18 protein-coding genes and 1 riboswitch are annotated in these 23,003 nt (G+C 40.9%); of the genes, 14 read left to right on the top strand and 4 right to left on the bottom strand.

Annotated features, from left to right (window positions below; genetic code table 11):
- Nucleotides 1-57 precede the first annotated feature (57 nt).
- From aceE to recJ, 8 genes are all read left to right on the top strand, one after another.
- The gene (gene aceE / locus AC1M9H_RS03085) at nt 58-2,760 is read left to right on the top strand and encodes a pyruvate dehydrogenase (acetyl-transferring), homodimeric type (protein ID WP_092766512.1); all 2,703 of its coding nucleotides are present in this window, start codon (nt 58-60) and stop codon (nt 2,758-2,760) included.
- 2 nt (nt 2,761-2,762) lie between these two features.
- Complete coding sequence (locus AC1M9H_RS03080; protein ID WP_481612736.1) at nt 2,763-4,742, top strand: 2-oxo acid dehydrogenase subunit E2; 1,980 nt, start codon at nt 2,763-2,765, stop codon at nt 4,740-4,742.
- An 88-nt stretch (nt 4,743-4,830) separates the two neighbouring features.
- A riboswitch (yybP-ykoY riboswitch) is annotated at nt 4,831-4,973 on the top strand.
- Between the two features lie 75 nt (nt 4,974-5,048).
- Complete coding sequence (locus AC1M9H_RS03075) at nt 5,049-5,624, top strand: TMEM165/GDT1 family protein (RefSeq protein ID WP_481612735.1); 576 nt, start codon at nt 5,049-5,051, stop codon at nt 5,622-5,624.
- A gap of 214 nt (nt 5,625-5,838) precedes the next feature.
- Nucleotides 5,839-6,204, top strand: a complete 366-nt coding sequence (locus AC1M9H_RS03070; protein WP_481612734.1) for a YkgJ family cysteine cluster protein — start codon at nt 5,839-5,841, stop codon at nt 6,202-6,204.
- A gap of 177 nt (nt 6,205-6,381) precedes the next feature.
- Entirely contained in the window at nt 6,382-7,848 is a 1,467-nt protein-coding gene (gene guaB / locus AC1M9H_RS03065) for an IMP dehydrogenase (protein WP_035265814.1), read from the top strand.
- Nucleotides 7,849-7,973: 125 nt separating this feature from the next.
- Nucleotides 7,974-9,308 carry a phosphoglucosamine mutase gene (gene glmM / locus AC1M9H_RS03060; RefSeq protein WP_035265813.1) on the top strand — a complete coding sequence of 445 codons (1,335 nt, stop codon included), beginning with the start codon at nt 7,974-7,976 and terminating at the stop codon, nt 9,306-9,308.
- A gap of 15 nt (nt 9,309-9,323) precedes the next feature.
- Nucleotides 9,324-9,980 carry a pyridoxamine 5'-phosphate oxidase gene (pdxH, locus tag AC1M9H_RS03055; protein WP_481612733.1) on the top strand — a complete coding sequence of 219 codons (657 nt, stop codon included), beginning with the start codon at nt 9,324-9,326 and terminating at the stop codon, nt 9,978-9,980.
- The gene (gene recJ / locus AC1M9H_RS03050; RefSeq protein WP_481612732.1) at nt 9,981-11,684 is read left to right on the top strand and encodes a single-stranded-DNA-specific exonuclease RecJ; all 1,704 of its coding nucleotides are present in this window, start codon (nt 9,981-9,983) and stop codon (nt 11,682-11,684) included.
- A gap of 38 nt (nt 11,685-11,722) precedes the next feature.
- Here recJ and AC1M9H_RS03045 read toward each other — a convergent pair whose 3' ends face one another.
- From AC1M9H_RS03045 to AC1M9H_RS03035, 3 genes are all read right to left on the bottom strand, one after another.
- Nucleotides 11,723-12,484: a putative porin gene (locus tag AC1M9H_RS03045; RefSeq protein ID WP_481612731.1), complete on the bottom strand. Its 762-nt coding sequence runs from the start codon at nt 12,482-12,484 to the stop codon at nt 11,723-11,725.
- A gap of 173 nt (nt 12,485-12,657) precedes the next feature.
- Entirely contained in the window at nt 12,658-13,440 is a 783-nt protein-coding gene (locus AC1M9H_RS03040; RefSeq protein WP_035265806.1) for a putative porin, read from the bottom strand.
- Nucleotides 13,441-13,729: 289 nt separating this feature from the next.
- Nucleotides 13,730-14,581, bottom strand: coding sequence for a putative porin (locus tag AC1M9H_RS03035; protein WP_481612730.1), 852 nt, complete (start codon nt 14,579-14,581; stop codon nt 13,730-13,732).
- A gap of 177 nt (nt 14,582-14,758) precedes the next feature.
- Here AC1M9H_RS03035 and prfB point away from each other — a divergent pair.
- The 5 genes from prfB (at nt 14,759) to AC1M9H_RS03010 (ending at nt 19,569) form a co-directional block, all read left to right on the top strand.
- A protein-coding gene (gene prfB / locus AC1M9H_RS03030) for a peptide chain release factor 2 (protein WP_481591851.1) occupies nt 14,759-15,854 on the top strand; the annotation gives its coding sequence in 2 pieces (ribosomal slippage) (nt 14,759-14,830 and nt 14,832-15,854; 1,095 coding nt in all).
- A 216-nt stretch (nt 15,855-16,070) separates the two neighbouring features.
- Nucleotides 16,071-16,373, top strand: coding sequence for an ArsR/SmtB family transcription factor (locus tag AC1M9H_RS03025; RefSeq protein ID WP_035265803.1), 303 nt, complete (start codon nt 16,071-16,073; stop codon nt 16,371-16,373).
- Between the two features lie 26 nt (nt 16,374-16,399).
- Entirely contained in the window at nt 16,400-17,464 is a 1,065-nt protein-coding gene (locus tag AC1M9H_RS03020; RefSeq protein WP_481612729.1) for an alkene reductase, read from the top strand.
- A gap of 98 nt (nt 17,465-17,562) precedes the next feature.
- A complete protein-coding gene (locus tag AC1M9H_RS03015; protein WP_481612728.1) occupies nt 17,563-18,843 on the top strand; it encodes a 3-deoxy-D-manno-octulosonic acid transferase in 1,281 nt (426 codons plus the stop codon).
- 12 nt (nt 18,844-18,855) lie between these two features.
- Nucleotides 18,856-19,569 (top strand): 16S rRNA (uracil(1498)-N(3))-methyltransferase, encoded by a 714-nt coding sequence (locus AC1M9H_RS03010; RefSeq protein ID WP_481612727.1) that lies wholly within the window; start codon nt 18,856-18,858, stop codon nt 19,567-19,569.
- On the opposite strand, the gene AC1M9H_RS03005 is transcribed toward AC1M9H_RS03010, so the two are convergent.
- Nucleotides 19,543-20,526 (bottom strand): mechanosensitive ion channel family protein, encoded by a 984-nt coding sequence (locus AC1M9H_RS03005; RefSeq protein ID WP_481586863.1) that lies wholly within the window; start codon nt 20,524-20,526, stop codon nt 19,543-19,545. The two genes, AC1M9H_RS03010 and AC1M9H_RS03005, sit on opposite strands and share 27 nt — an antisense overlap.
- Nucleotides 20,527-20,980: 454 nt before the next feature.
- On the opposite strand from AC1M9H_RS03005, the gene acs reads away from it, so the two are divergent.
- On the top strand, nt 20,981-22,924 hold the full coding sequence (gene acs, locus AC1M9H_RS03000; protein WP_035265794.1) for an acetate--CoA ligase: 1,944 nt from the start codon (nt 20,981-20,983) through the stop codon (nt 22,922-22,924).
- Nucleotides 22,925-23,003: the final 79 nt, after the last annotated feature.

The raw sequence follows: 23,003 nt of genomic DNA, 5'->3' as shown, positions 1-23,003 counted from the left end.
TATCGCGAAAATATGTTAAATATAGGGCATACAAATAGGCATGAATATAGGTGTAATATGGCGTATTACGGTGATACCGACGCACAAGAAACCCAAGAGTGGCAGGACGCTTTTGACTCTGTTTTACAGCATATGGGGACGGAAAGAGCAGCCTTTCTTCTTGAAAAACTGTATCAACGTGCGATTGCGAAACATGTTCCCATTCAGCGTCTAAATACTCCTTACTTAAATACGATTTCAGTAGAAGAGCAACCTGCAATGCCTGGCGATCCAGATATGGAGCGCCGAATTCGTGCTTTGATTCGTTGGAATGCTTTAGCAATGGTGCTTCGCGCCAATAAAACAGGCGACGATCTTGGTGGTCACTTAGCCAGCTTTGCATCTTCTGCAACTTTATATGATGTTGGCTTTAACCATTTCTTCCGTGCGAACAGTGATAACTTCGGCGGTGACATGATTTATTATCAAGGTCACTGTGCACCAGGGATTTATGCGCGTTCATTCTTGGAAGGTCGTTTAACTGAAGAGCATCTAAACAATTTCCGTCGTGAAGTTGATGGTATTGGTTTGCCTTCGTACCCACATCCATACTTAATGCCAGACTATTGGCAGTTCCCAACGGTATCGATGGGTCTGGGTCCAATCATGTCCATTTATCAAGCACATATTCAAAAGTACTTGATGAACCGCGGTTTGATTAAAGAAGAAGATCGTAAGGTTTGGGCTTATCTTGGCGATGGTGAGATGGATGAGCCAGAAAGTACTGGTGCAATCTCGTTGGCAGGTCGTGAAAAGTTAGACAACTTGGTTTGGGTTGTAAACTGTAACTTGCAACGTTTAGATGGTCCAGTTCGTGGTAATGGTAAGATCATCCAAGAACTTGAGTCTTTATTCCGTGGTGCAGGTTGGCGCGTGATTAAAGTAGTATGGGGTCGTCATTGGGATCCACTACTTGCTAAAGATGAATCTGGTGCGCTTAAAGCCATTATGGAAGAAGCTGTAGATGGTGATTATCAGCGTTATCAAGTGAAAGGTGGTGCTTATACACGTGCGCACTTCTTTGGTAAATATCCTGAAGCTGAAGAGTTAGTTAAACACTTAAGTGATGAAGATATCGATAATTTAAATCGTGGCGGTCACGATCCTTACAAAGTATATGCTGCTTATGCAGAAGCCATGAAATCTACAGGTCAGCCAACGGTTATTCTCGCGAAAACTGTTAAAGGTTACGGCTTATCTGAAGAAATTGAAGCGGTCAATAAAACGCATCAAATCAAGAAAATGCAACTTGAATCGCTTAAATATGTACGTAACCGTTTCAACTTGCCATTTACCGATGAGCAACTTGAAGAAGTTCCATTTTATCGCCCAAGTGAAAACTCGCCTGAAATTAAGTATATGAAGGCTCGCCGTGAGGCATTAGGTGGTTACTTACCAGCACGTCGTAAAGAGAGCGAATCTTTAGCGATTCCTGAGTTGTCTGTATTTGATGCAGTGTTAGCTGGTTCTAATGGTAAGCAACAATCAACGACCATGGTGATGGTACGTTTAATCTCTGCACTACTGAAAGAAAAAGCAATTAAAGACCGTGTGGTACCAATTGTTCCAGATGAGGCGCGTACTTTCGGTTTAGAAGGGATGTTCCGTCAATTGGGCATTTATGCCGCGCACGGTCAAAAATATACCCCTGAAGATCAAGAGCAGTTGATGCATTACCGTGAAGCGAAAGATGGTCATATGCTTCAAGAGGGGATCAATGAAGCAGGTGCAATGAGTGCTTGGGCTGCTTTAGGAACAAGTTATTCAACCAATAACCTTCCTATGATCCCGATGTACATGTATTACTCAATGTTTGGCTTCCAACGTATTGGTGATATTGCATGGGCGGCAGGTGATGCACAGGCGCAAGGTTTCTTATTGGGTGCAACTGCTGGTCGTACTACGCTGAATGGTGAAGGTCTACAGCATCAAGATGGTCACTCACATATTCTTGCGAATACGATTCCAAATTGTATTTCTTATGATCCATGTTTCGGATATGAACTTGCGGTGATTGTACATGACGGTCTAAAACGCATGTATGTGGATCAGGAGCGTGTGTTCTATTACTTAACTGTAATGAATGAGAACTATGAGCATCCAGCGATGCCACAAGGTGCTGAAGAAGGCATTAAACGTGGTATGTATTTACTTGAGGAAGATGAAAAAGCCACAGTTCAGCTTTTAGGTTCAGGTGTAATTCTGCGTGAAGTGATTAAAGCGGCTCAAATCTTACGTGATGAATATCAAATTCATTCGAATGTCTACAGCGTAACAAGCTTTAATGAGCTTGCGCGTGATGGTATGGCGTGCGAAGAATATAATCGTTTACATCCACTTACTGAAGATGTAAAAGAAGCATGGGTGTCGAAGCAGTTGCGTGGTACGAAAGGTATCGTCGTTTCTGCAACAGATCATATGCGTGCTTACAGTGAGCAAATTCGCGCTTACCTTCCAGATAACCGTCCATTTGTAGCATTAGGAACAGACGGTTATGGTCGCTCAGATACACGTGCAAAACTTCGTAGCTACTTTGGTGTAGATGCTGCACATATTGTTGTTGCGACCCTGAAGAAACTTGCTGACGAGGGTGAAGTAGATGCGCGTCTAGTTAAAGATGCGATTTCTAGCTTTGAATTAGATACTGACCGTCCAGTCGCTTGGGCACCTCAAACAACGCCTGAACTTCACGCTGTAGCTGACTACAAAGAGGAGAACTAAGCATGCAAATTACGACTCCTGATATTGGTGTAGATAAAGCTACAGTGGCTGAAATTTTGGTCAAAGTGGGTGATACGATTAGTGTCGATGACAGCATTGTTTTGTTGGAGTCTGACAAAGCATCTGTTGAAGTGCCAAGCACTTCAGCAGGTGTGGTGAAAAGTATTTTGGTGAGCCTTGGTGACGAAGTTGCTGAAGGTGCGGTTTTGGTAGAGCTTGAAGCGGAGGGGCAAACGTCATCTGAAGCACTTACAGCACAAGTTGAAGAATTGAAAGCACAAGCTCACGCAGAACCTGTAGCCCAATCTCAAGTGGAAGCACCAAAAGCAGCAACGGCATCTGAAACTGTTGATGTTCAAGTACCAGACATTGGTGTTGAAAAAGCCACTGTGGGTGAGATCTTGGTTGCGGTTGGCGACGAAATTGATGCCGATCAAAGTATCATTGTTGTTGAGTCTGACAAAGCGACAGTCGAAGTTCCAAGTGCTATTGCGGGTACAGTTGAATCGATTGAAATTTCAGTCGGTGATACAGTGAAAGAGGGTGTTGTGATTCTGAAAGTGAAAACAGCAGCTTCAGCATCAACCGCGGCGCAAGCTGCTGCAGAAACCACACCGACGACTGTTCCATCTGCAGAGGCACCACCTGCAGAATCAACAAAAGCGACAGTTGCTTCAGCGCCAGCAGGTAAAGTTGAGATCGCTGTCCCTGACTTAGGTGTAGACAAAGCTGCTGTAGCTGAAATTTTAGTGGCTGTTGGTGATAAGGTTGAAAAAGACCAAAGCATCATTGTGGTTGAATCAGATAAAGCGACTGTTGAAGTACCAAGTACCACCACAGGTGTGATTACCGCAATTCATATTGAATTGGGTCAAAATGTGTCTGAAGGTGTGGCTTTAGTCACGATTGAAGCTGAAGGTCAAGCAACCCCAGTTACAGAAGCCCCTGTATCAGCACCAGTGACTACAAAAGCGGAAGCACCAAAAGCTGCCCCTGCGCAAGCAGCGGTTGCTCCTGTACAAACAGCAGCCCCTTCAGCAGATAAACTGACCAAAGAGCAAAATGCAGCAAATGCCAAAGTATATGCTGGTCCTGCGGTACGTAAGTTGGCGCGTGAGCTTGGTGTTGTGTTGGCAGAAGTCAAAGCTTCTGGTCCACATGCACGCTTAATGAAAGAAGACATCTTTGCGTATGTGAAAACACGTTTAACTGCACCAGCACCTGTAACTGCTGCACCGACAGTTGCTGCACCAGCAGGATTGCCTAAATTACCAAGTTTTGACGCCTTTGGTGGTGTAGAAGAAAAAGCGTTAACACGTTTACAGCAAGTGTCTATTCCACAGTTGTCATTGAACAATTATATCCCGCAAGTGACCCAATTCGATGCGGCAGATATTACGGAGCTTGAAGCATGGCGTAATGAGCTTAAAGGCAACTTTAAGAAAGAAGGCATTAGCCTGACCATTATGGCATTCATCATCAAGGCTGTAGCGCATTTGCTAAAAGAAGAACGTGAGTTTGCAGGTCACTTGTCTGATGATGGCAAAACCGTATTACTGCGTAAAGAAATCCATATGGGCATTGCTGTTGCTACACCAGATGGTTTAACAGTGCCTGTGCTACGTAATCCAGATCAAAAATCAATTAAGCAAATCGCAGTTGAACTCGGTGAGTTGGGTCAAAAAGCACGTGATAAGAAATTGTCACCGAAAGATCTGCAAGGTGCCAACTTCACGATTTCAAGCCTAGGCGCAATTGGTGGTACGGCATTCACTCCGCTTGTCAACTGGCCGCAAGTGGCAATCTTGGGTATTTCACCTGCAACGATGCAACCTGTGTGGAATGGACAAGGTTTTGATCCACGTTTAATGCTTCCATTGTCATTGTCTTATGACCATCGTGTCATTAATGGTGCTGATGCTGCTCGCTTTACTAATAAACTGACGAAGCTGCTTAAAGATATTCGTACATTGCTCATTTAAATATTTTTAACGTATTTTGTGTGCAGAATCAAAACCTCACTTCGGTGGGGTTTTTATTTGTAAAAACAAAAAGCCAGGCTTATAATGGATAAACTTCATTGGGGAGTAGCCGCTGTTCTGCAATAGAACAGGTGATGGTCAACATATTTGCTCTAAAACGAGCATGGTCATCATAGCAAAGAACCAAATGAGCTCTATTTGAGCTTTCTTTTGTTGGCAAGACCTTTGATTTACCATTCTGCGGATTTTTGGCTAGCAGGGATGGTGGGTCATTGGTATTTGTTATGCTAGCCAGAGAAAGACATCATGTATGAATTCCTTCTGTCTACAGGTATCGTCGCACTAGCTGAAATGGGTGATAAAACCCAATTGTTAGCTTTACTTCTTGCCGCACGCTTTCGTAAACCGGTTCAAATCTTAATTGCTATTTTGTTAGCGACAATTGTCAATCATGGAGTTTCCGCTGCTCTAGGACAATGGGTTACAACAATTTTAAGTCCCGAGATCCTCATGTGGATTCTAGCAATAGGATTTATTGCTATGGCTGCTTGGATGCTGGTCCCTGATGAACTAGAGGATGAGTCAGGAAGTATTCAAAAATGGCAAAAATTTGGCGTTTTTGGAGCGACATTTATTTTATTTTTCTTGGCTGAAATTGGCGACAAAACGCAGATTGCGACAGTGGCACTTGCTGCACGTTTTGACAGTATCTGGTGGGTGATGGCTGGAACGACATTAGGTATGATGATCGCTAATGCGCCGGCAGTATTTATTGGTGATAAATTGGCGAATCGATTACCTATTTCCTTGATTCACAAAATTGGCGCAATAATTTTCCTTGTCATTGGTGTGGGCACTTTAGTGCAACATTATTGTTTATAAATGGTTGTATACGCATAAAGATCTGAATCTTCAAAAGATTTAGTTTATTTATAAATAGTATTGAAATAATGCACCATGAAAGTGATTCATAATGGTGCATTTTTTAATAGAAGTTATTGATTAGTAAATAAATATAATAAAAATAAATCTTGTTTTTGAAATTAAGTTTTTTTAGGATTTCGTCACTAAAAAATTATTTTTAAGAGATTTAAAAATGCTCTCTCAGATTTCTGCACAGGATGCGTGTTTAAGTTGTGGTGCTTGTTGTGCCTATTTCCGTGTTTCATTTTATGGTGCGGAAGCGATGAACATCCCTACCGAGATGGTTGAGGATATTAACCCTGTATATGCTTGTATGGTGGGGACTAATCAAACTAACCCGCGATGCGTTGCTCTAGAAGGAGAAATAGGGAAGCAGGTCTCTTGCTCGATCTATACGGTTCGCAGTTCATCGTGTATAGAGGTCCAAGCCGGAGATGCGCAATGTGCCAAAGCTCGACAAGCCCATCATCTGATCCCATTAATTGATATTGAAATTGTTCCATCGTCGAATGATGACGATTACGATCAGGTCAGTTAATTTGAATGATTTAAAATATGCTTATGTTTTATATGCTCTTATTATGATTTTTTCGGATAGTAAATTGCATAAAAATAGGGGTGGTGGGTAAATTTCATAAAATTGTCGATAATAAGAAATGAAATTTACCTTAAAATTTGTATATAATGGCGCACGGAAATTACCAGTGAGACTGTTATGTTGACCATCGTTCAAGACGCGTTAACTTTTGATGATGTCCTATTACTCCCTGCCTACTCTACTGTTCTCCCAAAAGATGTCTCTCTAAAGACACGTTTAACTCGCGGCATTAATTTGAATATCCCTCTTGTGTCTGCAGCAATGGATACGGTGACTGAATCCCGTATGGCAATTGCAATGGCACAAAATGGCGGTATTGGTATCCTTCATAAAAATATGGATATTGCAGCGCAAGCTGCTGAAGTACGCCGTGTGAAAAAATTTGAAGCAGGCATGGTGAAAGATCCAATTACAGTAACCCCTGAAACGACTGTGCGTGAGTTAATCGCAATTACGCAAGCGAACAATATCAGCGGTGTGCCAGTGGTGAAAGATGGCAAAGTAGTTGGTATTGTGACAGGTCGTGATACACGCTTTGAAACTAATCTTGAACAGCCAGTAAGCAACATCATGACTGGTCAAGATCGTTTGGTCACCGTTCGCGAAGGTGAATCGAAAGAAAACATTCAGGCACTTCTCCAAAAAAATCGCATTGAGAAAGTGATTGTTGTTGGCGAAAACAACGAACTAAAAGGTTTAATCACTGTAACAGATTTTAATAAAGCTGAGCTTTATCCAAATAGCTGTAAAGATGACTTAGGTCGTTTACGTGTGGGTGCTGCAGTTGGTACAGGTGTTGAAACTCCAAGCCGTGTTGAAGCATTGGTTGATGCGGGTGTTGACGTGATTGTAGTCGATACTGCACATGGTCACTCTGCTGGTGTTATCGAGCGCGTACGTTGGGTTAAAGCCAACTACCCACAAGTTCAAGTCATTGGCGGTAACATTGCGACTGGCGATGCTGCATTGGCTTTACTTGATGCAGGCGCAGATGCTGTGAAAGTAGGTATCGGTCCTGGTTCAATCTGTACGACTCGTATTGTTGCAGGTATTGGTATGCCACAAATTTCGGCGATCGATTCTGTTGCTAACGCACTGAAAGATCAAATTCCATTGATCGCAGACGGTGGTATCCGCTTCTCAGGTGATATGGCAAAAGCGATCGGTGCAGGTGCAAGTACGATTATGGTGGGTTCTTTACTTGCTGGTACTGAAGAAGCACCAGGCGAAGTTGAATTCTTCCAAGGTCGTTATTACAAAGCTTACCGAGGAATGGGTTCATTGGGTGCAATGGCGGGTGCAACAGGTTCTGCGGATCGTTATTTCCAAGACTCTAAAGCAGGTGCTGAGAAGTTGGTTCCAGAAGGTATTGAAGGCCGCGTACCTTACAAAGGGCCAATGGGCAACATCGTGCATCAAATGATGGGTGGTTTACGTTCATCTATGGGTTATACAGGCTCTGCAGTGATTGAAGATCTTCGTCAAAATGCGAAATTCGTGAAAATCACGTCTGCGGGTATGTCTGAATCACACGTTCACGATGTGACCATTACTAAAGAAGCACCGAATTACCGTGTTGGTTAATTGCCTGTTATAAAACAATTTTTAAAAAAAACCGTCATGTAAATGACGGTTTTTTTATTTTGGTGTAAAGTGGTGCGCATTGAAAAAGGATGATGTTAATCACCCGCTAAGAAGTGAGAGAATGAATGAGTTATTTTGGTACTGATGGTATTCGTGGGAAATTCGGTGTATTTCCAATCACACCTGAGTTTGCACTCAAATTAGGGTTTGCTGCGGGTAAAGTACTTAAGCGTAGAACAAAAAGAAATAAACCGATTGTGGTGATGGGCAAAGATCCTCGTTTATCAGGTTATATTTTAGAAGCGGCTTTACAATCGGGTTTAAACGCAGCTGGTGTTTATGTGCATTTATTGGGGCCATTACCTACGCCGGCCATTGCTCATTTAACTCGTGCCTTGCATGCCAGTTTAGGGATTGTCATCTCAGCTTCACATAACCCTTATCATGATAATGGCATTAAGTTTTTTTCTTCAGAAGGAAAAAAATTACCAGACGAGTTTCAAGATGAGATTAATGCTGAACTCGAGAAAGATATTGTCATTGATGATATTGCGAGTCTAGGAAAAAGTGTGCGTGTTGATGATGCTCCAGGTCGTTATATTGAATTTTGTAAATCAACGTTCCCATACCATTATGATTTAAACAATTTAAAGATTGTCGTCGACTGTGCCAATGGAGCAGCATATAACGTGGGTCCTGCGGTATTCCGTGAGCTCGGTGCCAAAGTGATTGCGATTCATAATGAACCGAATGGTTTGAATATTAACCAAGGCTGTGGCTCAACTCATCCTGAGAGTTTACAAGCTGCTGTAGTTGAGCATCAAGCAGATTTGGGTATTGCATTTGATGGCGATGCAGATCGTGTCATTCTAGTGGATCAGAATGGAAAGCTGATTGATGGCGATCATATTCTATATATCTTGGCGACACAAAGTGCCAATAAACCAGCGGGTATTGTCGGTACGCTCATGAGCAATATGGCACTTGAATTAGCACTTGAAAAAGCAGAAGTTCCACTGCTTCGTGCCAAAGTTGGTGACCGTTATGTACTGCAAGGTTTAGAGGAAAACGGTTGGGTTATTGGTGGTGAACCTTCAGGTCACATTTTAACTCTAGACAAGAGCACCACAGGTGATGCGATTATTGCAGCCCTACAAGTCTTAACTGTCATGGTTGAACAGAAGAAAGCATTGCATGAGTTGGTTGCTGACTTTAAATTACTGCCAAACGTGCTTGTAAATGTCCGTTTAGATGCAATGTTTGATCCATACTCAGTACCTGCATTGGCTGCAGAATTTGCCAAAGCCGAAGCGCAACTTAAAGGTCGTGGTCGATTACTGATTCGTAAGTCAGGGACTGAACCTGTAATTCGTGTGATGGTTGAAGGTGATAATCTTCAAGAAGTTACTGCACTGGCACATGCTTTGGCAGATGCTGTACGTGCTAATGCAGCAGCTTAATCGGGGATTGATCTCATGAGTGATTTGATTAAAGATCTCAGTGAACTGCGTCTAAATTATCAAAAAGGCGAATTACATGAGGATCAAGTGAATGCTAATCCACATGAACAGTTTTTATTGTGGTTTAACGATGCGTTAGAAGCTCAGCTTCACGAACCGTATGCCATGTCATTAGCTACAGCAAATGCTGAGGGTCGACCGCACGTACGTACCGTATTACTTCGCGGTGCCGATGAAAATGGTTATGCGTTTTATACCAATTATGATAGCCAAAAAGGACTCGACTTAGTAGCCAATCCTTATGCGCAAATTCTGTTTTATTGGGCTGAACAAGAACGCCAAGTTCGCATTTCAGGTCGAGTGGTAAAAATTTCAGAACAAGAATCCGCTGATTATTACCATAAGCGCCCGCGTGATAGCCAAATTGCAGCGCATATTAGTACCCCACAAAGTAGTGTGATTGCGAGCCGTGACGAGCTACAGCAACGCTTTAATGAATTGCATGAGCGTGTGGCAGATCAACAAACTTTAGATAAGCCTGACTTCTGGGGTGGTTACCGTATAGAGCCAGATTATTATGAGTTCTGGCAAGGTCGCCCAAACCGTTTGCACGACCGTTTGTGTTATGAAAAAATCGACGGTGCGTGGAAATTACAACGATTGATGCCATAAATGCCAAAATTTGAAATCAAGCAACGTCCATTTTTAACACGCCCTGAAAATTTTCAGGGCGTGCCTTCATTTATTGCCGAAATTTTGGCACGTCGAGGCGTTGAATCTGAACAAGAACTAGAACTGAAATTAAAATACTTATTAGCGCCAACTATGAAGGGGTTAGATGCTGCAATTCAGTTGATCGACCAAGCCATTGATCAACACAAAAAAATTGTGATTGTCGGTGACTATGATGCTGACGGTGCGACCAGTACAGCACTGATGATGCTTGCACTACGTGACATGGGGGCAGATGTTGATTATTTAGTCCCTGATCGCTTTAAGTATGGCTATGGTTTGACACCTGCTATTGCAGATCTTGCGTTTGCCAACTTTACGCCTGATTTGTTGATTACGGTCGACAATGGCATTTCAAGTCATGATGGAGTTAAGCAAGCTCAAGATCATGGGATGCAAGTAATTATTACCGATCACCATCTCACAACCAAGCCAACGCCTATGGCTGAGGCAGTGGTGAATCCGAATCAACTCAGTTGTGAGTTTCCAAGTAAAGCTTTGGCAGGAGTAGGAGTTGCCTTTTATGTGTTGGCGAACCTATCCAGTCATCGTAAAAAAATGGGCAAGTCTTTTGCACAAATGATCAGCTATTTGGATTTGGTTGCGCTTGGGACCTATGCCGATGTTGCCAGTTTGGACTATAACAACCGAATCTTAATCGACAGTGGTCTAAAGCGGATTCAACAAGGATTATGTCGCCCTGGGATTTCAGCCTTATTAGATATTGCCAAACGTGATCCTGCAGGACTGAAAGCGCAAGACTTAGGTTTTGTGATTGGACCGCGAATTAATGCGGCAGGGCGTATGGAAACCATGGATATTGGCATCGAATGTCTCTTGGCATCCGACTTGGCTACAGCATATCCTTTAGCGGAACAGCTGAATCAACTCAATGTGGAACGTCGTCAGGTAGAAGGTAAAATTAAACAAGAAGCATTGACTGCATTAGATCAAATTCAGCTAGATAAGGATGCAATACCTGCAGCGTTAATTATGTTTGAGCCACATTGGCATCAAGGTGTGATTGGAATTGTGGCAGGACGCTTAAAAGAGCAGTTCCATCGTCCGAGTATCGTTTTTGCCCGTGATGAAGATGGCATACATATCAAAGGTTCAGCGCGTTCAATTGAGGGAATTCATATTCGGGATGCGATTGAGCGTGTGGCTGAGCAATATCCACATATTGTCAGTCACTTTGGTGGGCATGCTGCAGCTGCAGGTCTAACCATTAAAAAAGAACATTTTGCTGAGTTTAAGCAGGTATTTGAGCAGTTGATTGCCAGTCAAGATGAAAGTCTGTTTACTGCAACCTTATGGACGGATGGGGAGTTGCCAGCTTCAGCTTTCCAAATTGAAACGGTGGACGTATTACAAAATTTAAGTCCTTGGGGGCAAAAGTTTCCTGCGCCTGTATTCGAGGGAGTATTTAAAATTTTGGATTATCGCTGGCTTAAGGATGTGCACTTGAAACTGCGTGTAGCTTTAGAAAATGGTCAAGTGGTAGAGGCAATCGCCTTTAACGCAGCAGATAAATATCAGTTTGATCCGATGCTCAATGAAATTCGCTTGGTCTATGAGCTGGATAAAAATACCTTTAATGGTAATACCAGTTTACAAATGCGCATTGTACATATGCATCAATAAAAAAACCGCTCATCAGAGCGGTTTTTAGCACTCAAAGATCAGAAGCGGTATGCACCACGTACAGCAAAAGTATTGCCGTCATCTGCAAAACCAATTCGTCCTTCGACACTTATTTGCTGATTGAAGAATTTTTTAGCATTTACACCAAACTCATCAAAAGATCCGCCATTGAAATCTTGATTGAAATAGTCAACACCCACGCTGAGTGTTTTATCAATATAATAATCGCCTCTTAACGAGAACTCGTCTAGATCACCAAATGCAGCTCCAGCCTCTAAATTCACATCATTTGTGCCAATTTGAGTGACATATTTTGCTCGAATAGTAGGGTCAATACCATCATCGTTGTCATCATCCCAACCACGTAAACCAGCTGCGACCAATAAAGATGGTGCTAAGAAATAACCAGCTTCAATTTTATAGTTTGTGACATCATTATCAGTGGTGTTAGGTATTTTTTGAGTTTCCTGAGAAAGATTGGCATTTAGATAGAAATCAGTATTTGGAACAAAGTATTCAATTCCAACACCATAATTCCAGTATTCGACTACATCAAAGTCGTCATAAGATACTTTTGCATTCACGTTGCTCGAACGATTTAAAAATGCAGCTTCGTTCAATGGAGAGTTCTTGATTTGAACAGGATTAAAATAATATGTGCCATCAAGCGCAAAACCTGCAGAATTGCTACCATTATCAGGATCGATCAATTTGGCTGTAGCCCCAACTTCAGCTTGATACGCATGTGCAGTTCCTAAGCTTGCAATAAGTGCAGTCGCAAGTGTAATTTTTTTAAACATATATTGACTCTCTTTGTTATAGAAATATGACTGTTTTGTGACAGCTGATTTCTATTGTAAGAACAAAAGGGGATGAGTCAATGCACAAAAAATGACATTCCATCGGGATTTTGCACAAAAAAAGCCCATCATTAAGATGGGCTTTTAAGAAACACTAAATTTTAATTAAGATATTAGAAGCGATATTTAGCAGCTAAACCGAACTTGTTGTAATCATTATTTGCAAGTTCACCGAAACCTACACGACCTTCTAAGCTTACTTGAGGTGTGAAGAATTTACGTGCGCTTACACCAAACTCGTTTGTATCTGCAGGACCAGTATCTTTACTATAGTAATCCACACCAACACTTAAAGTTTTATCGATGAAGTAATCAGCAGCTAGATTATATTCATCAAGGTCACCGAATGCAGCGCCAGCTTCTAAGTTGATATCTTTACCGTTAGACAATGTAGTTACATATTTAGCACGTAATGTTGGGTCAACACCATCATCATAGTCGTTATCGTAACCCTTAAGACCTGCTGCAATTAATAAGCCAGGTGCAGGCAAATAACCTACTTCAGCACCATAAACTGTCTCATCAAAATCAGGTCCAATATCAAATTTACGATCATCACGACCAACATTACCGCTTACATAAAAATCAGAATTAGGTACGAAGTATTCAACACCTACGCCGTATTGATGTCTTTCATCATCACCAACTTCGCTGTATTGGTATTTCGCATTTACATTACTTGCACGATCAAGGAATGCAGCTTCAGCTAGTGGAGCATTGCGTGTTTGAACTGGTTGGAAATAATAAGTACCATCAACACCAAATGAACCACTTGTACTACCATTATCAGGATCGATAAGACCTGCAGAAGCACCTACTTCAGCTTGATATGCATTTGCAGTTCCAGTTACAGCTAAAGCAGAAAGAAGTGCAGACGCGATTGCTAATTTTTTCATGGATACTTCCCCTCAATAGAGTTAGTTGTTAATACATTTTTTGTTACAAGTTCAGTGTAGGGGAAAATCATGAAGGATCAATCAAGCAAAAGTAACAGTAATGTATCTTGTGTAATTTTTATGTAAAAATAAAAATTTAAGTTATTGATTTTAAAAAATAAAAAAACATGTTAATTCATGTGAAAGATAAGGTGTTTTAGTCATTTTATGTTGCTTTTGAATATGAATTGTATGCAATTTGAACGAAAGTAGCAGTTTTGGGACTGCTACTTCCCCCTGTTGAATGGAATTAGAATCGATATGTTCCGTTTACATTAAACTTATTTTCATCATCACTGAATCTTAAAATACTCCCAAGAGAGAGGTTATTATTGATAAAGTATTTGCCACGTAATTGGTATTCGTCTTTATGAATTTTACTAGTGCTATTCGTATCTCGCGTATAAGCACTACCTAGGCTTAAGCGTTGAGTTAAATAATAATCCCCACCAAATGTAATCGAATCAATATCATGTCCAAAACTACCATCCAATTCTAAATTGAGATATTGACCATTTTGGCCTAATGGGGTGACATATTTGGCTTTTAAAGCAAAAGCATTTTCATCAAAGCCTTCACCTTTATAAGCATTAATACCTACTGCTATCAGTAAATTTTGAATAGGAGTATAACCAACGAGAGCTCTATAGGTGGTTATATCGAAACGCTGCTTAGCATGAGATGAACCGTTTAGTGAGCTTGAGCGTGACTCCACTTTATAATGTTGACGACCGACCTCACCTGTGAAGTACAGTTGATCAATATAATATTCTCCCCCTATTGAATAGCCGTGCAGCTCTTGTTTGCTTTGTGCAACTGTTTCATTTATATACACTTTATCGTCTTTAATATGCTGAAAACTATATTTCGCTGAAACGCGATTATGGTGGCCAAGAAATGCAGCCTCATTAAGTGGTTTATTTTCAGTATCAACTGCTTTGAAGTAATAAGTACCTTCTGTTTCAAATACACCGTGATAATCAACCTTGAGACTATCATGGTCAAAATAGGTATATCCAGCATCAATTTGAGCTTGGTAGGCCATAGCTGAAGTTGTCAAAGGGAGGATGGCCAAAGCCAAATAGGTTTTGTTCATTTTCATAAGTCTCTGCTTATTGTTGTAAAAATAAAGTAAGTATTTTTTAATAATTAAATGTATTGTTAATAATAACTAAACAATGGTCAAGAGAATATTGAATAAAAAAGCAAACTCTCAAGTTTTACTTGGCTGTGTTAAAATATTGCCAATTTTGATATAGACATATTTAGGATCTACACCGTGGAAATTAATCCTTATCTTCTCCAGCTGAAAGACTTGAACGAACGTGGTCAAACACTACGGGGGTATCTTTGACTACGATCTAAAGAAAGAGCGTTTAGAGGAGGTTCTCCGCGAACTTGAAGATCCAGCAATTTGGAATGATCAAAATCGTGCTCAAGCGATGGCAAAAGAAAAAGGTGAGCTCGAAAACGTTTTAAATGTTTTAGATGGTTTAGCAACACAACTTGATGATGCACAAGCGATGCTTGATCTTGCTGTAGAAGCGGATGAAGAAGAAATGCTTGCAGATGTTCAAGCAGAACTTGATTCAGCTGAGGCTGAACTAGCTAAACTTGAATTCAGACGTATGTTTAGTAATCCAATGGATCCAAATCCTTGCTATGTCGAAATTCAAGCGGGGTCAGGTGGTACTGAAGCTCAAGATTGGGCATCTATGCTATTACGTATGTACTTACGTTGGATTGAGCGTCATGGCTTTAAAGCTGAGTTAATGGAAGAATCTGACGGTGATGTGGCTGGGATTAAATCGGCCACTATTCGTGTAGAAGGCGAATATGCTTATGGTTGGTTACGTACTGAATCAGGTGTACATCGCTTAGTTCGTAAATCACCTTTTGACTCAGGCAACCGTCGTCACACTTCATTCTCAGCGGTTTTTGTGTCTCCAGAAATTGATGACAACATTGAAATTGAGATCAATCCAGCAGATGTTCGAACGGATACATACCGCGCTTCAGGTGCAGGTGGTCAGCACATTAACAAAACAGATTCTGCCGTGCGTTTAACCCATGCACCTACTGGAATTGTGGTGGCTTGTCAGAACCAGCGTTCACAACATGCTAACCGTGATCATGCTTGGAAACAGCTTCGTGCTAAATTGTACGAATTGGAAATGAATAAGCGTAATGAAGCAGCTCAAGCACTAGAAGATTCTAAATCGGATATTGGGTGGGGGAGCCAAATTCGATCTTATGTGTTGGATGATTCACGTATTAAGGACTTACGTACTGGCGTTGAAAATTCAAATACGGGTGCCGTGTTAGATGGTGATCTTGATAAATTTATTGAAGCTAGTTTGAAACAAGGGCTTTAATATTTTTTTAAAAAAAGGCAGGGCAAAAGCCCTGCCTTTTTCGTTCTAGCACGAAGCTTGCTAGATTAAATCAGTTCAATGTTAGAATCAGAATTATTCGGCACAGTCATTCATAAACTCGATTTGTTAAATATCGTAATAATTCGATATTAATATCTATAAAAATCGATATAATGAGTTCAGCACAGTGCAGATCATTAACTTGAGTGAAATGAGATGGATACTGAAGCAATTTTCAAAGCCTTATCGAACCCGATACGCCGCCAAATTTTACAATGTTTAAAAGATCCAGAGCGCTTTATTCCACAAGATGAGTGCGTGCAAGATTTTAGTCGTGGCGTATGTGCAGGACAGATTGAAAAAATTGCAGATGTATCTCAGTCAACCATGTCTAATCATTTATCTGTTTTACAACAAGCAGGTTTGGTTCATGTTACTAAGCATGGTCAATGGTCTTATTTTTCTCGTAATGAAGCACTGATAAAAAGTTTTGCAGAACACCTTCAACAATCACTCTAACGATAATGAGTGAAGAGGATAGATGAATGACTGATTTTAGTAGCCCAGTAGTCTTTGGTGAATTAAAGCTCAAAAATCGCGTGGTTATGGCACCTTTAACGCGTAGTCGTGCGACAGATGATCGTGTACCAACAGAAATGATGGCTGAGTATTATGCGCAACGTGCAAGTAGTGGATTAATTATCTCAGAAGCGACCGTAATTTCTGAGGAGGCGAATGGCTATTTAAATACGCCAGGATTATTTACTGATGCTCAAGTAGAAGGGTGGAAGAAAGTAACCCGAGCTGTTCATGATAAAGATGGCTTAATTGTCGCTCAGCTTTGGCATGTTGGACGTGTGTCACATCCAGATTTACTGAAGGGTGATATACCCGTTTCGGCGAGTGCTGTTCAACAAGCCGGACATGTCAGTTTGTTGCGTCCGAAACGTCCTTATGTCTTGCCACGTCCATTGGAAATTTCTGAAATTCACGCGATTACAGCGCAATATAAACAAGCAGCAATTCGTGCTAAAGAGGCAGGATTTGATGGTGTGGAATTGCATGCGGCGAATGGTTATTTAATTGATCAATTCTTGCAATCGAAAACCAATCAGCGTGAAGATGAATATGGCGGCTCGGTGGAAAATCGTGCGCGTTTCTTGTTAGAAGTCGTGGATGAGCTAATTGAAGTTTGGGGTGCTGGTCGAGTAGGTGTACATTTAGCTCCTCGTGGTGATGAACACGATATGGGTGATGATGATCCACGTGAAACTTTTGGTTATGTGTTAGAACAACTCGGTCAAAGAAACATTGCATTTTTCTTTACACGTGAATATTTGGCAGAAGACAGTATTAGTCAAGAATTAAAAGCGCGTGGACAAGGTATTCCTTTTATTGCAAATATGCGTTTAAGTCGAGAGGATGCTTTACAACTTCTCACTTCAGGTCAAGCTGATGCAGTGTCTTTTGGTAAAGATTATATCGCCAATCCTGATTTATATGAGCGTTTGGTACAGAATGCTCCTTTGAATGAATTGAAGTTAGAAAATATGATCGGGACGAATGTGGCTGAAGGCTATATCGATTATCCTTTTTTACAAGGAAATTGAAATTTAAGATAAGTATTTGAACCGAAAAAATTCGCAGGGTATGATCTCAACTTCGTGGTCATGCCCTATTTTTTTAAGAAAGCTCGAGGTCTTACGTTTTGACAACTCCATTTTGGTATAATGCAGCATTGGCTTTATTAAAGCCAATTTATAAATGGCGTATAAAAAAGCGAGCAGACAATATTGAGCAATTTCATCAAGAGTGCTTAGAGCGCTTCGGTCCGTTTCAATCTCCAAAAAATCTTAATACGATATGGTTTCACGTGGTTTCAGTTGGAGAGACCAATGCTGCACAACCTCTGATAGAACATTATTTAAAGCTTGGACATGCTGTGTTGGTTACGAATACCACCAAAACAGGTCAGGCACGAGCTAAATCCTTATTTTCAAAAGCACCATATGTAGATCTTTTTCAAGCAGTATATTTACCTGCAGATCAAAAAAAATTAGTCAGTGCTTTTTTTAAAAAATATCAACCTAAAATGTTGGTTTTGGTTGAAACAGAACTATGGCCCAATTTAATTGATCAGGCGAAAATTAGTAAAATACCCACTTTTTTGGTGAACGCACGTTTATCTAAAAAGTCAGCGAAAGGATACGCCAAAGTACCAAGTATTACTCAGCCTATGCTCAGCAGTCTGACTCAACTTTTGGCTCAAGATGAAGCTTCACTGAATCGATTTAGGGCTTTAGGTGCTGCTACAGCGCATAGTCAAACAGTGGGCAGTATTAAGTTTGATATTCATGCGCCCGAAGAAATGTTATTGAAAGCGCAACAAATTCATCAAGATTGGGATTTGCAAGCACGCCAAATTATTACGATTGCAAGCACACATCATCCTGAAGAGAAAAATCTGTTATCCAAGTTTAAAGACTACTTAAATGATCATCCTGCCGTCTTGCTGATTATTGTACCGCGTCATCCAGAACGTTTTGATGAAGTTGCACAAGCCATTCAAAGTAATGAGTTAAAAATGCATCGACGTAGTTTAGGTGAAATCATTGAGGCTGATACACAAGTTTATCTTGCTGATAGTATGGGTGAAATGTGGATTTGGTATGCATTGAGCCAAGCAAGTTTTGTGGGTGGATCATTGAATGAACCTGGCGGTGGGCATAATATCTTAGAGCCAATATCACTCAATGTCCCGACTGTGATTGGACCGAACTACTTTAACTTTCAAACCATTGTCGATGAATTTGTGGAAGAAAAAGGGATTCTAATCGGTCAAACTACGGAAGAGGTGGTGAATCATCTTATTCAGTGCTTATCTCAGGATGAAACGATTTTAGCAGTACAAAATCAGGCTCAAAAGATCATGCAACGGAATACAGGGTCGTTGCAAAAACATATTCATGTCCTGAATCAATACCTTTAGTTTTTTTAGTATATGAATATTGTATTGCTTGATCCTGCATCAGCACAGGATGACCTCTGGACGATTCAATCTGCACGCCAAATTGAGCATCTGAAGCATCAATTTGATATTAAAATTGGAGATACTTTAAAGGTTGGTATTAGAGGTGCTGGTCGATATACAGCTGAGGTCATAGAAATTTCTGAAAGGAAAATCTTAATTCAGCCACTTTATGAAGAGCCTGTACCGAAGAAATTACCTGTAACGTTAATCGTTGCTATGCCTAGACCGAAAGTATTGAGACGATTGATTCAAGATGCTGTAACTCTAGGCGTAGAAAAAATCATTTTGCTGCACAGCTATCGGGTCGATAAAAGCTATTGGCAAACACCATTTTTACAGCAAATTAATCACTATGTTCAACTGGGCTTAGAACAAGCGGGTGATACATTTCCACCTGAAATCGAAATATATAAACGCTTTAAACCTTTTGTGGAAGATGTTCTTCCTCAAATGATTTCCGTTGAACGACCAGCTTATGTAGCACATCCTTATGCAACCCACAGTATGCCTCATGCGATTGAGCACCCATGTACGATATTGATTGGGCCTGAAGGTGGTTATATTCCTTATGAGATTGATTTACTCATAAAAAACGGCTGCCAAGCTGTCAGCTTAGGCAACCGAATTATTCGTACTGAGACGGTGATTCCTTATGTGTTAGGTCGTCTGTTTAGCACGTGGTGATTCATCTTCTTGTGAAGAATCTCCGCGATAGACTTTAACCTCTTGAACTGGATATGGAATCGAGATTTCATGTTCAGCAAAAGCTTGAATGACTTTTTCTTGAACTAAACTAATAGATGTAGATGTCGCAGTTTCACCCGTATTCACCCACCAACGTACAGTGAGGTTGATTGAGAAATCAGCTAAGGCAGAGACATTCACGCTAAATGCAGGTTGACTGAGGATTTGTTGATCCCGGTCTAAAATGCTCAAAATAATATCTTTCGCTTTTTGAACATCATCTTCGTAACCAATACCGACCACGAATTCACAACGACGACGTGGATATGCCGTATTAACAGTAACTGCATTGGTATAAACCGTTGCGTTGGGAATGACGATACGGCGACCATCAGGTGAACGTAAGTAGGTTGCACGAATTTGAATATCTTCAACGGTCCCCTCTAAACCATTCACAATGATATCGTCGCCAATTTTGAAGGGTTCACCGAGTAGAATTAAGATACCAGAGAGCAGGTTTTGAAAAATATCTTTAAATGCAAAACCAATTGCGACAGATCCGATCCCCAGTGCACTCATCAGCTGTCCAGGTGTAAACCCTGGAATTGCAATAACCATCGCAATTAAGAAGCCAAAGAAAATAATAAAAGAGCTACCGACGCGGTTGAGGACGAGCACTAAATTTTGTTTGGTATATGAACGCTCTGAAAGTGCTTTTCTGACAAATAATTTGAACAGCTTAGACAACAACCAAAATAAGGTAAATACAATCAAAGCAATACAGATATAAGGGATTCGTTCCCAAAAGCCATCCATGATTTTATCAATGGTGGTATATGCATCATTGTATTTCGCAGTATGTGCAATGACGGTTTGAGCCGTTTTCTCACTTGCATCTTGTAGAAGTTGAGTCGTACCTTGAGCCACCTGACTCAAAGAATTTTGTTGTTCAGCCACGAGTGTTCCAAATGTATTGAATGTTTACATTTTGCCTGAAAATACAGTGAATAAAAATCACGTTCGCAGGTTTTATCGTCATTTTTATTCATTGAATAAACTGAAAATAACAAAAAAATTGCATGTTTTTATAAACATTCAGCACCTTGTCCAACAAAAAAAATCGAAATGGTATTTATTGATAAAAAAATGGAGTTTTTTGACAACGACAGATTTTACTTGCTTATGAATGATGATCAGCAATGATTCGGATCATTGATTGTTAGATATTTTAGGTTGTTCAATTGGCAAGAAGATACGGATAACTTTTGAAATAAATGAATGCTCAGTCTACGACCAAAGCATGATTGTTTGAAATTTTAAAGTATAGTCATACTCAAGATATAAGACAAAAAATGATCAGTATGATCAAGACAACTCTCGAGATGAGAAACATAAATCAAGGATGCGAATTATGAATGAAATATATCCAGTACCCGAAGTTTTTAAAAAAACTGCACGAACCAATGAAGAGCAATATTTCGAGCGGTATAAAGCATCTATTGAAAACCCCGAAGCATTTTGGACCGAAGCAGCCAAGAAACTAGACTGGATTAAGCCTTTTACACAAGTCAAAAATACCAACTTTGATAAAGAGAATTACAAAGTTGAATGGTTTGCAGATGGCCAATTAAATGTCAGTGAAAACTGTCTCGATCGACATTTAAAAGAACACCCACATAAACCTGCGATTATTTGGGAAGGTGATCATCCATCACGCCATAAAATTATTTCATTTGAAGAATTACACGATGAAGTTTGTCGTTTTGCCAATGTTCTCAAGAAGCATGGCGTGACCAAAGGCGACCGTGTTGTTCTGTATATGCCAATGGTCCCTGAAGCAGCCATTGCGATGTTGGCATGTACGCGTATTGGCGCAGTACATTGCGTGGTGTTTGGAGGTTTTTCACCAGATTCTTTAGCAAGTCGTATTGATGATAGCCAAGCAAAAGTCATCATTACAGCAGACTCGGGCATGCGGGGTGGTAAGCCAATTCCACTGAAAGAAAACGTTGATGCAGCGATGGAGCTTGAAGGGACGAGCTCTGTACAAAATGTCATTGTGGTGCATCGTACTGGTAACCCAATCACAATGCATGAAGGTCGTGACCTGTGGTATCACATGGAAATCATGACAGTCACAGATATCTGTCCACCTGAACCAATGAATTCAGAGGATCCGCTGTTTATTTTATATACTTCAGGCTCAACGGGTAAACCTAAAGGTGTGCTACATACTACAGGCGGTTATCTGACTTACGCGAACTTTACCTTTAGGGAAGTATTTGATTTAAAACAAGACGATATTTTCTGGTGTACCGCTGACGTCGGTTGGATTACTGGTCACTCTTATGTGTTGTATGGTCCGCTTTCAAATGGGACGACAACATTGATGTTTGAGGGTGTTCCACAATATCCAACTTGGGCACGCACAGGACATATTGTAGATAAGCACAACGTCACAATTTTATATACGGCACCAACGGCGATCCGAGCGATGATGCGTGAAGGTGATGCATTTATCCGTGAAAGTGACCGTAGTAGTTTACGCTTGTTGGGCTCCGTCGGAGAGCCAATTAATCCTGAAGCTTGGAACTGGTACTACACCGTAGTTGGTGAAAGTCGTTGTCCAATTGTAGATACATGGTGGCAAACTGAAACAGGTGGCTTCATGATTTCGCCTTTACCGGGCGCAACTGCACTTAAACCTGGTTCTGCAACACGCCCATTCTTTGGTGTACAACCTGCTTTGGTTGATGCTGATGGTAAAGAGCTAGAAGGAGAGGCTGAAGGTAATTTGGTGATCAAAGATTCTTGGCCAGGACAAATGCGTACCATTTGGGGTGATCCAGATCGTTTTATCGAGGCATATTTCTCAACTTATCCAGGGAATTATTTCACGGGAGATGGTGCACGCCGTGATAAAGATGGTTATTACTGGATTACGGGGCGAGTGGATGATGTTCTGAACGTTTCGGGACACCGCTTGGGGACTGCAGAGATTGAAAGTGCATTGGTTGCACATGAACATGTTGCAGAAGCAGCCGTTGTGGGTATGCCACATGACATCAAAGGTCAAGGGATTGCAGCCTATGTAACTTTACAGGCAGATACGCCAGAGTCAGCAGAACTCAGGAAAGAGCTAGTAGGTTGGGTAAGAAAAGTTTTAGGACCTGTGGCTACACCAGATGCAATTTATTGGGCGCCAGCATTGCCAAAAACACGTTCAGGCAAGATTATGCGCCGAATTTTGAGAAAAATTGCTGCTAATGAGCTAGATAGTTTGGGGGATACCTCAACTTTGGCAGATCCACAGGTCGTGGATCAATTAATTGCTGAAGTGAAATCACAGCAGTAATCCCGATTAAACAGACGAAGTCATGTTTTAAATACCGTTAGTTCAACTAGCGGTATTTTTAGTTCAGTGATAAGAAAAG

The sequence above is a fragment of the Acinetobacter sp. ANC_7512 genome, from assembly GCF_056779935.1.
Note: the sequence above shows the minus strand (reverse complement) of the source record. Positions and strands in the feature narration are given on the sequence as shown.

What these genes read in the sequence shown, in the direction of transcription:
- recJ (WP_481612732.1), top strand. Translation starts at nt 9,981, where the DNA reads ATGCCAAAATTTGAAATCAAGCAACGTCCATTTTTAACACGCCCTGAA.
- AC1M9H_RS03075 (WP_481612735.1), top strand. Translation starts at nt 5,049, where the DNA reads ATGTATGAATTCCTTCTGTCTACAGGTATCGTCGCACTAGCTGAAATG.
- aceE (WP_092766512.1), top strand. Translation starts at nt 58, where the DNA reads ATGGCGTATTACGGTGATACCGACGCACAAGAAACCCAAGAGTGGCAG.
- AC1M9H_RS03025 (WP_035265803.1), top strand. Translation starts at nt 16,071, where the DNA reads ATGGATACTGAAGCAATTTTCAAAGCCTTATCGAACCCGATACGCCGC.
- AC1M9H_RS03020 (WP_481612729.1), top strand. Translation starts at nt 16,400, where the DNA reads ATGACTGATTTTAGTAGCCCAGTAGTCTTTGGTGAATTAAAGCTCAAA.
- AC1M9H_RS03035 (WP_481612730.1), bottom strand. Translation starts at nt 14,581, where the DNA reads ATGAAAATGAACAAAACCTATTTGGCTTTGGCCATCCTCCCTTTGACA.
- AC1M9H_RS03040 (WP_035265806.1), bottom strand. Translation starts at nt 13,440, where the DNA reads ATGAAAAAATTAGCAATCGCGTCTGCACTTCTTTCTGCTTTAGCTGTA.
- AC1M9H_RS03080 (WP_481612736.1), top strand. Translation starts at nt 2,763, where the DNA reads ATGCAAATTACGACTCCTGATATTGGTGTAGATAAAGCTACAGTGGCT.
- AC1M9H_RS03010 (WP_481612727.1), top strand. Translation starts at nt 18,856, where the DNA reads ATGAATATTGTATTGCTTGATCCTGCATCAGCACAGGATGACCTCTGG.
- glmM (WP_035265813.1), top strand. Translation starts at nt 7,974, where the DNA reads ATGAGTTATTTTGGTACTGATGGTATTCGTGGGAAATTCGGTGTATTT.
- pdxH (WP_481612733.1), top strand. Translation starts at nt 9,324, where the DNA reads ATGAGTGATTTGATTAAAGATCTCAGTGAACTGCGTCTAAATTATCAA.
- AC1M9H_RS03045 (WP_481612731.1), bottom strand. Translation starts at nt 12,484, where the DNA reads ATGTTTAAAAAAATTACACTTGCGACTGCACTTATTGCAAGCTTAGGA.
- AC1M9H_RS03070 (WP_481612734.1), top strand. Translation starts at nt 5,839, where the DNA reads ATGCTCTCTCAGATTTCTGCACAGGATGCGTGTTTAAGTTGTGGTGCT.
- guaB (WP_035265814.1), top strand. Translation starts at nt 6,382, where the DNA reads ATGTTGACCATCGTTCAAGACGCGTTAACTTTTGATGATGTCCTATTA.
- acs (WP_035265794.1), top strand. Translation starts at nt 20,981, where the DNA reads ATGAATGAAATATATCCAGTACCCGAAGTTTTTAAAAAAACTGCACGA.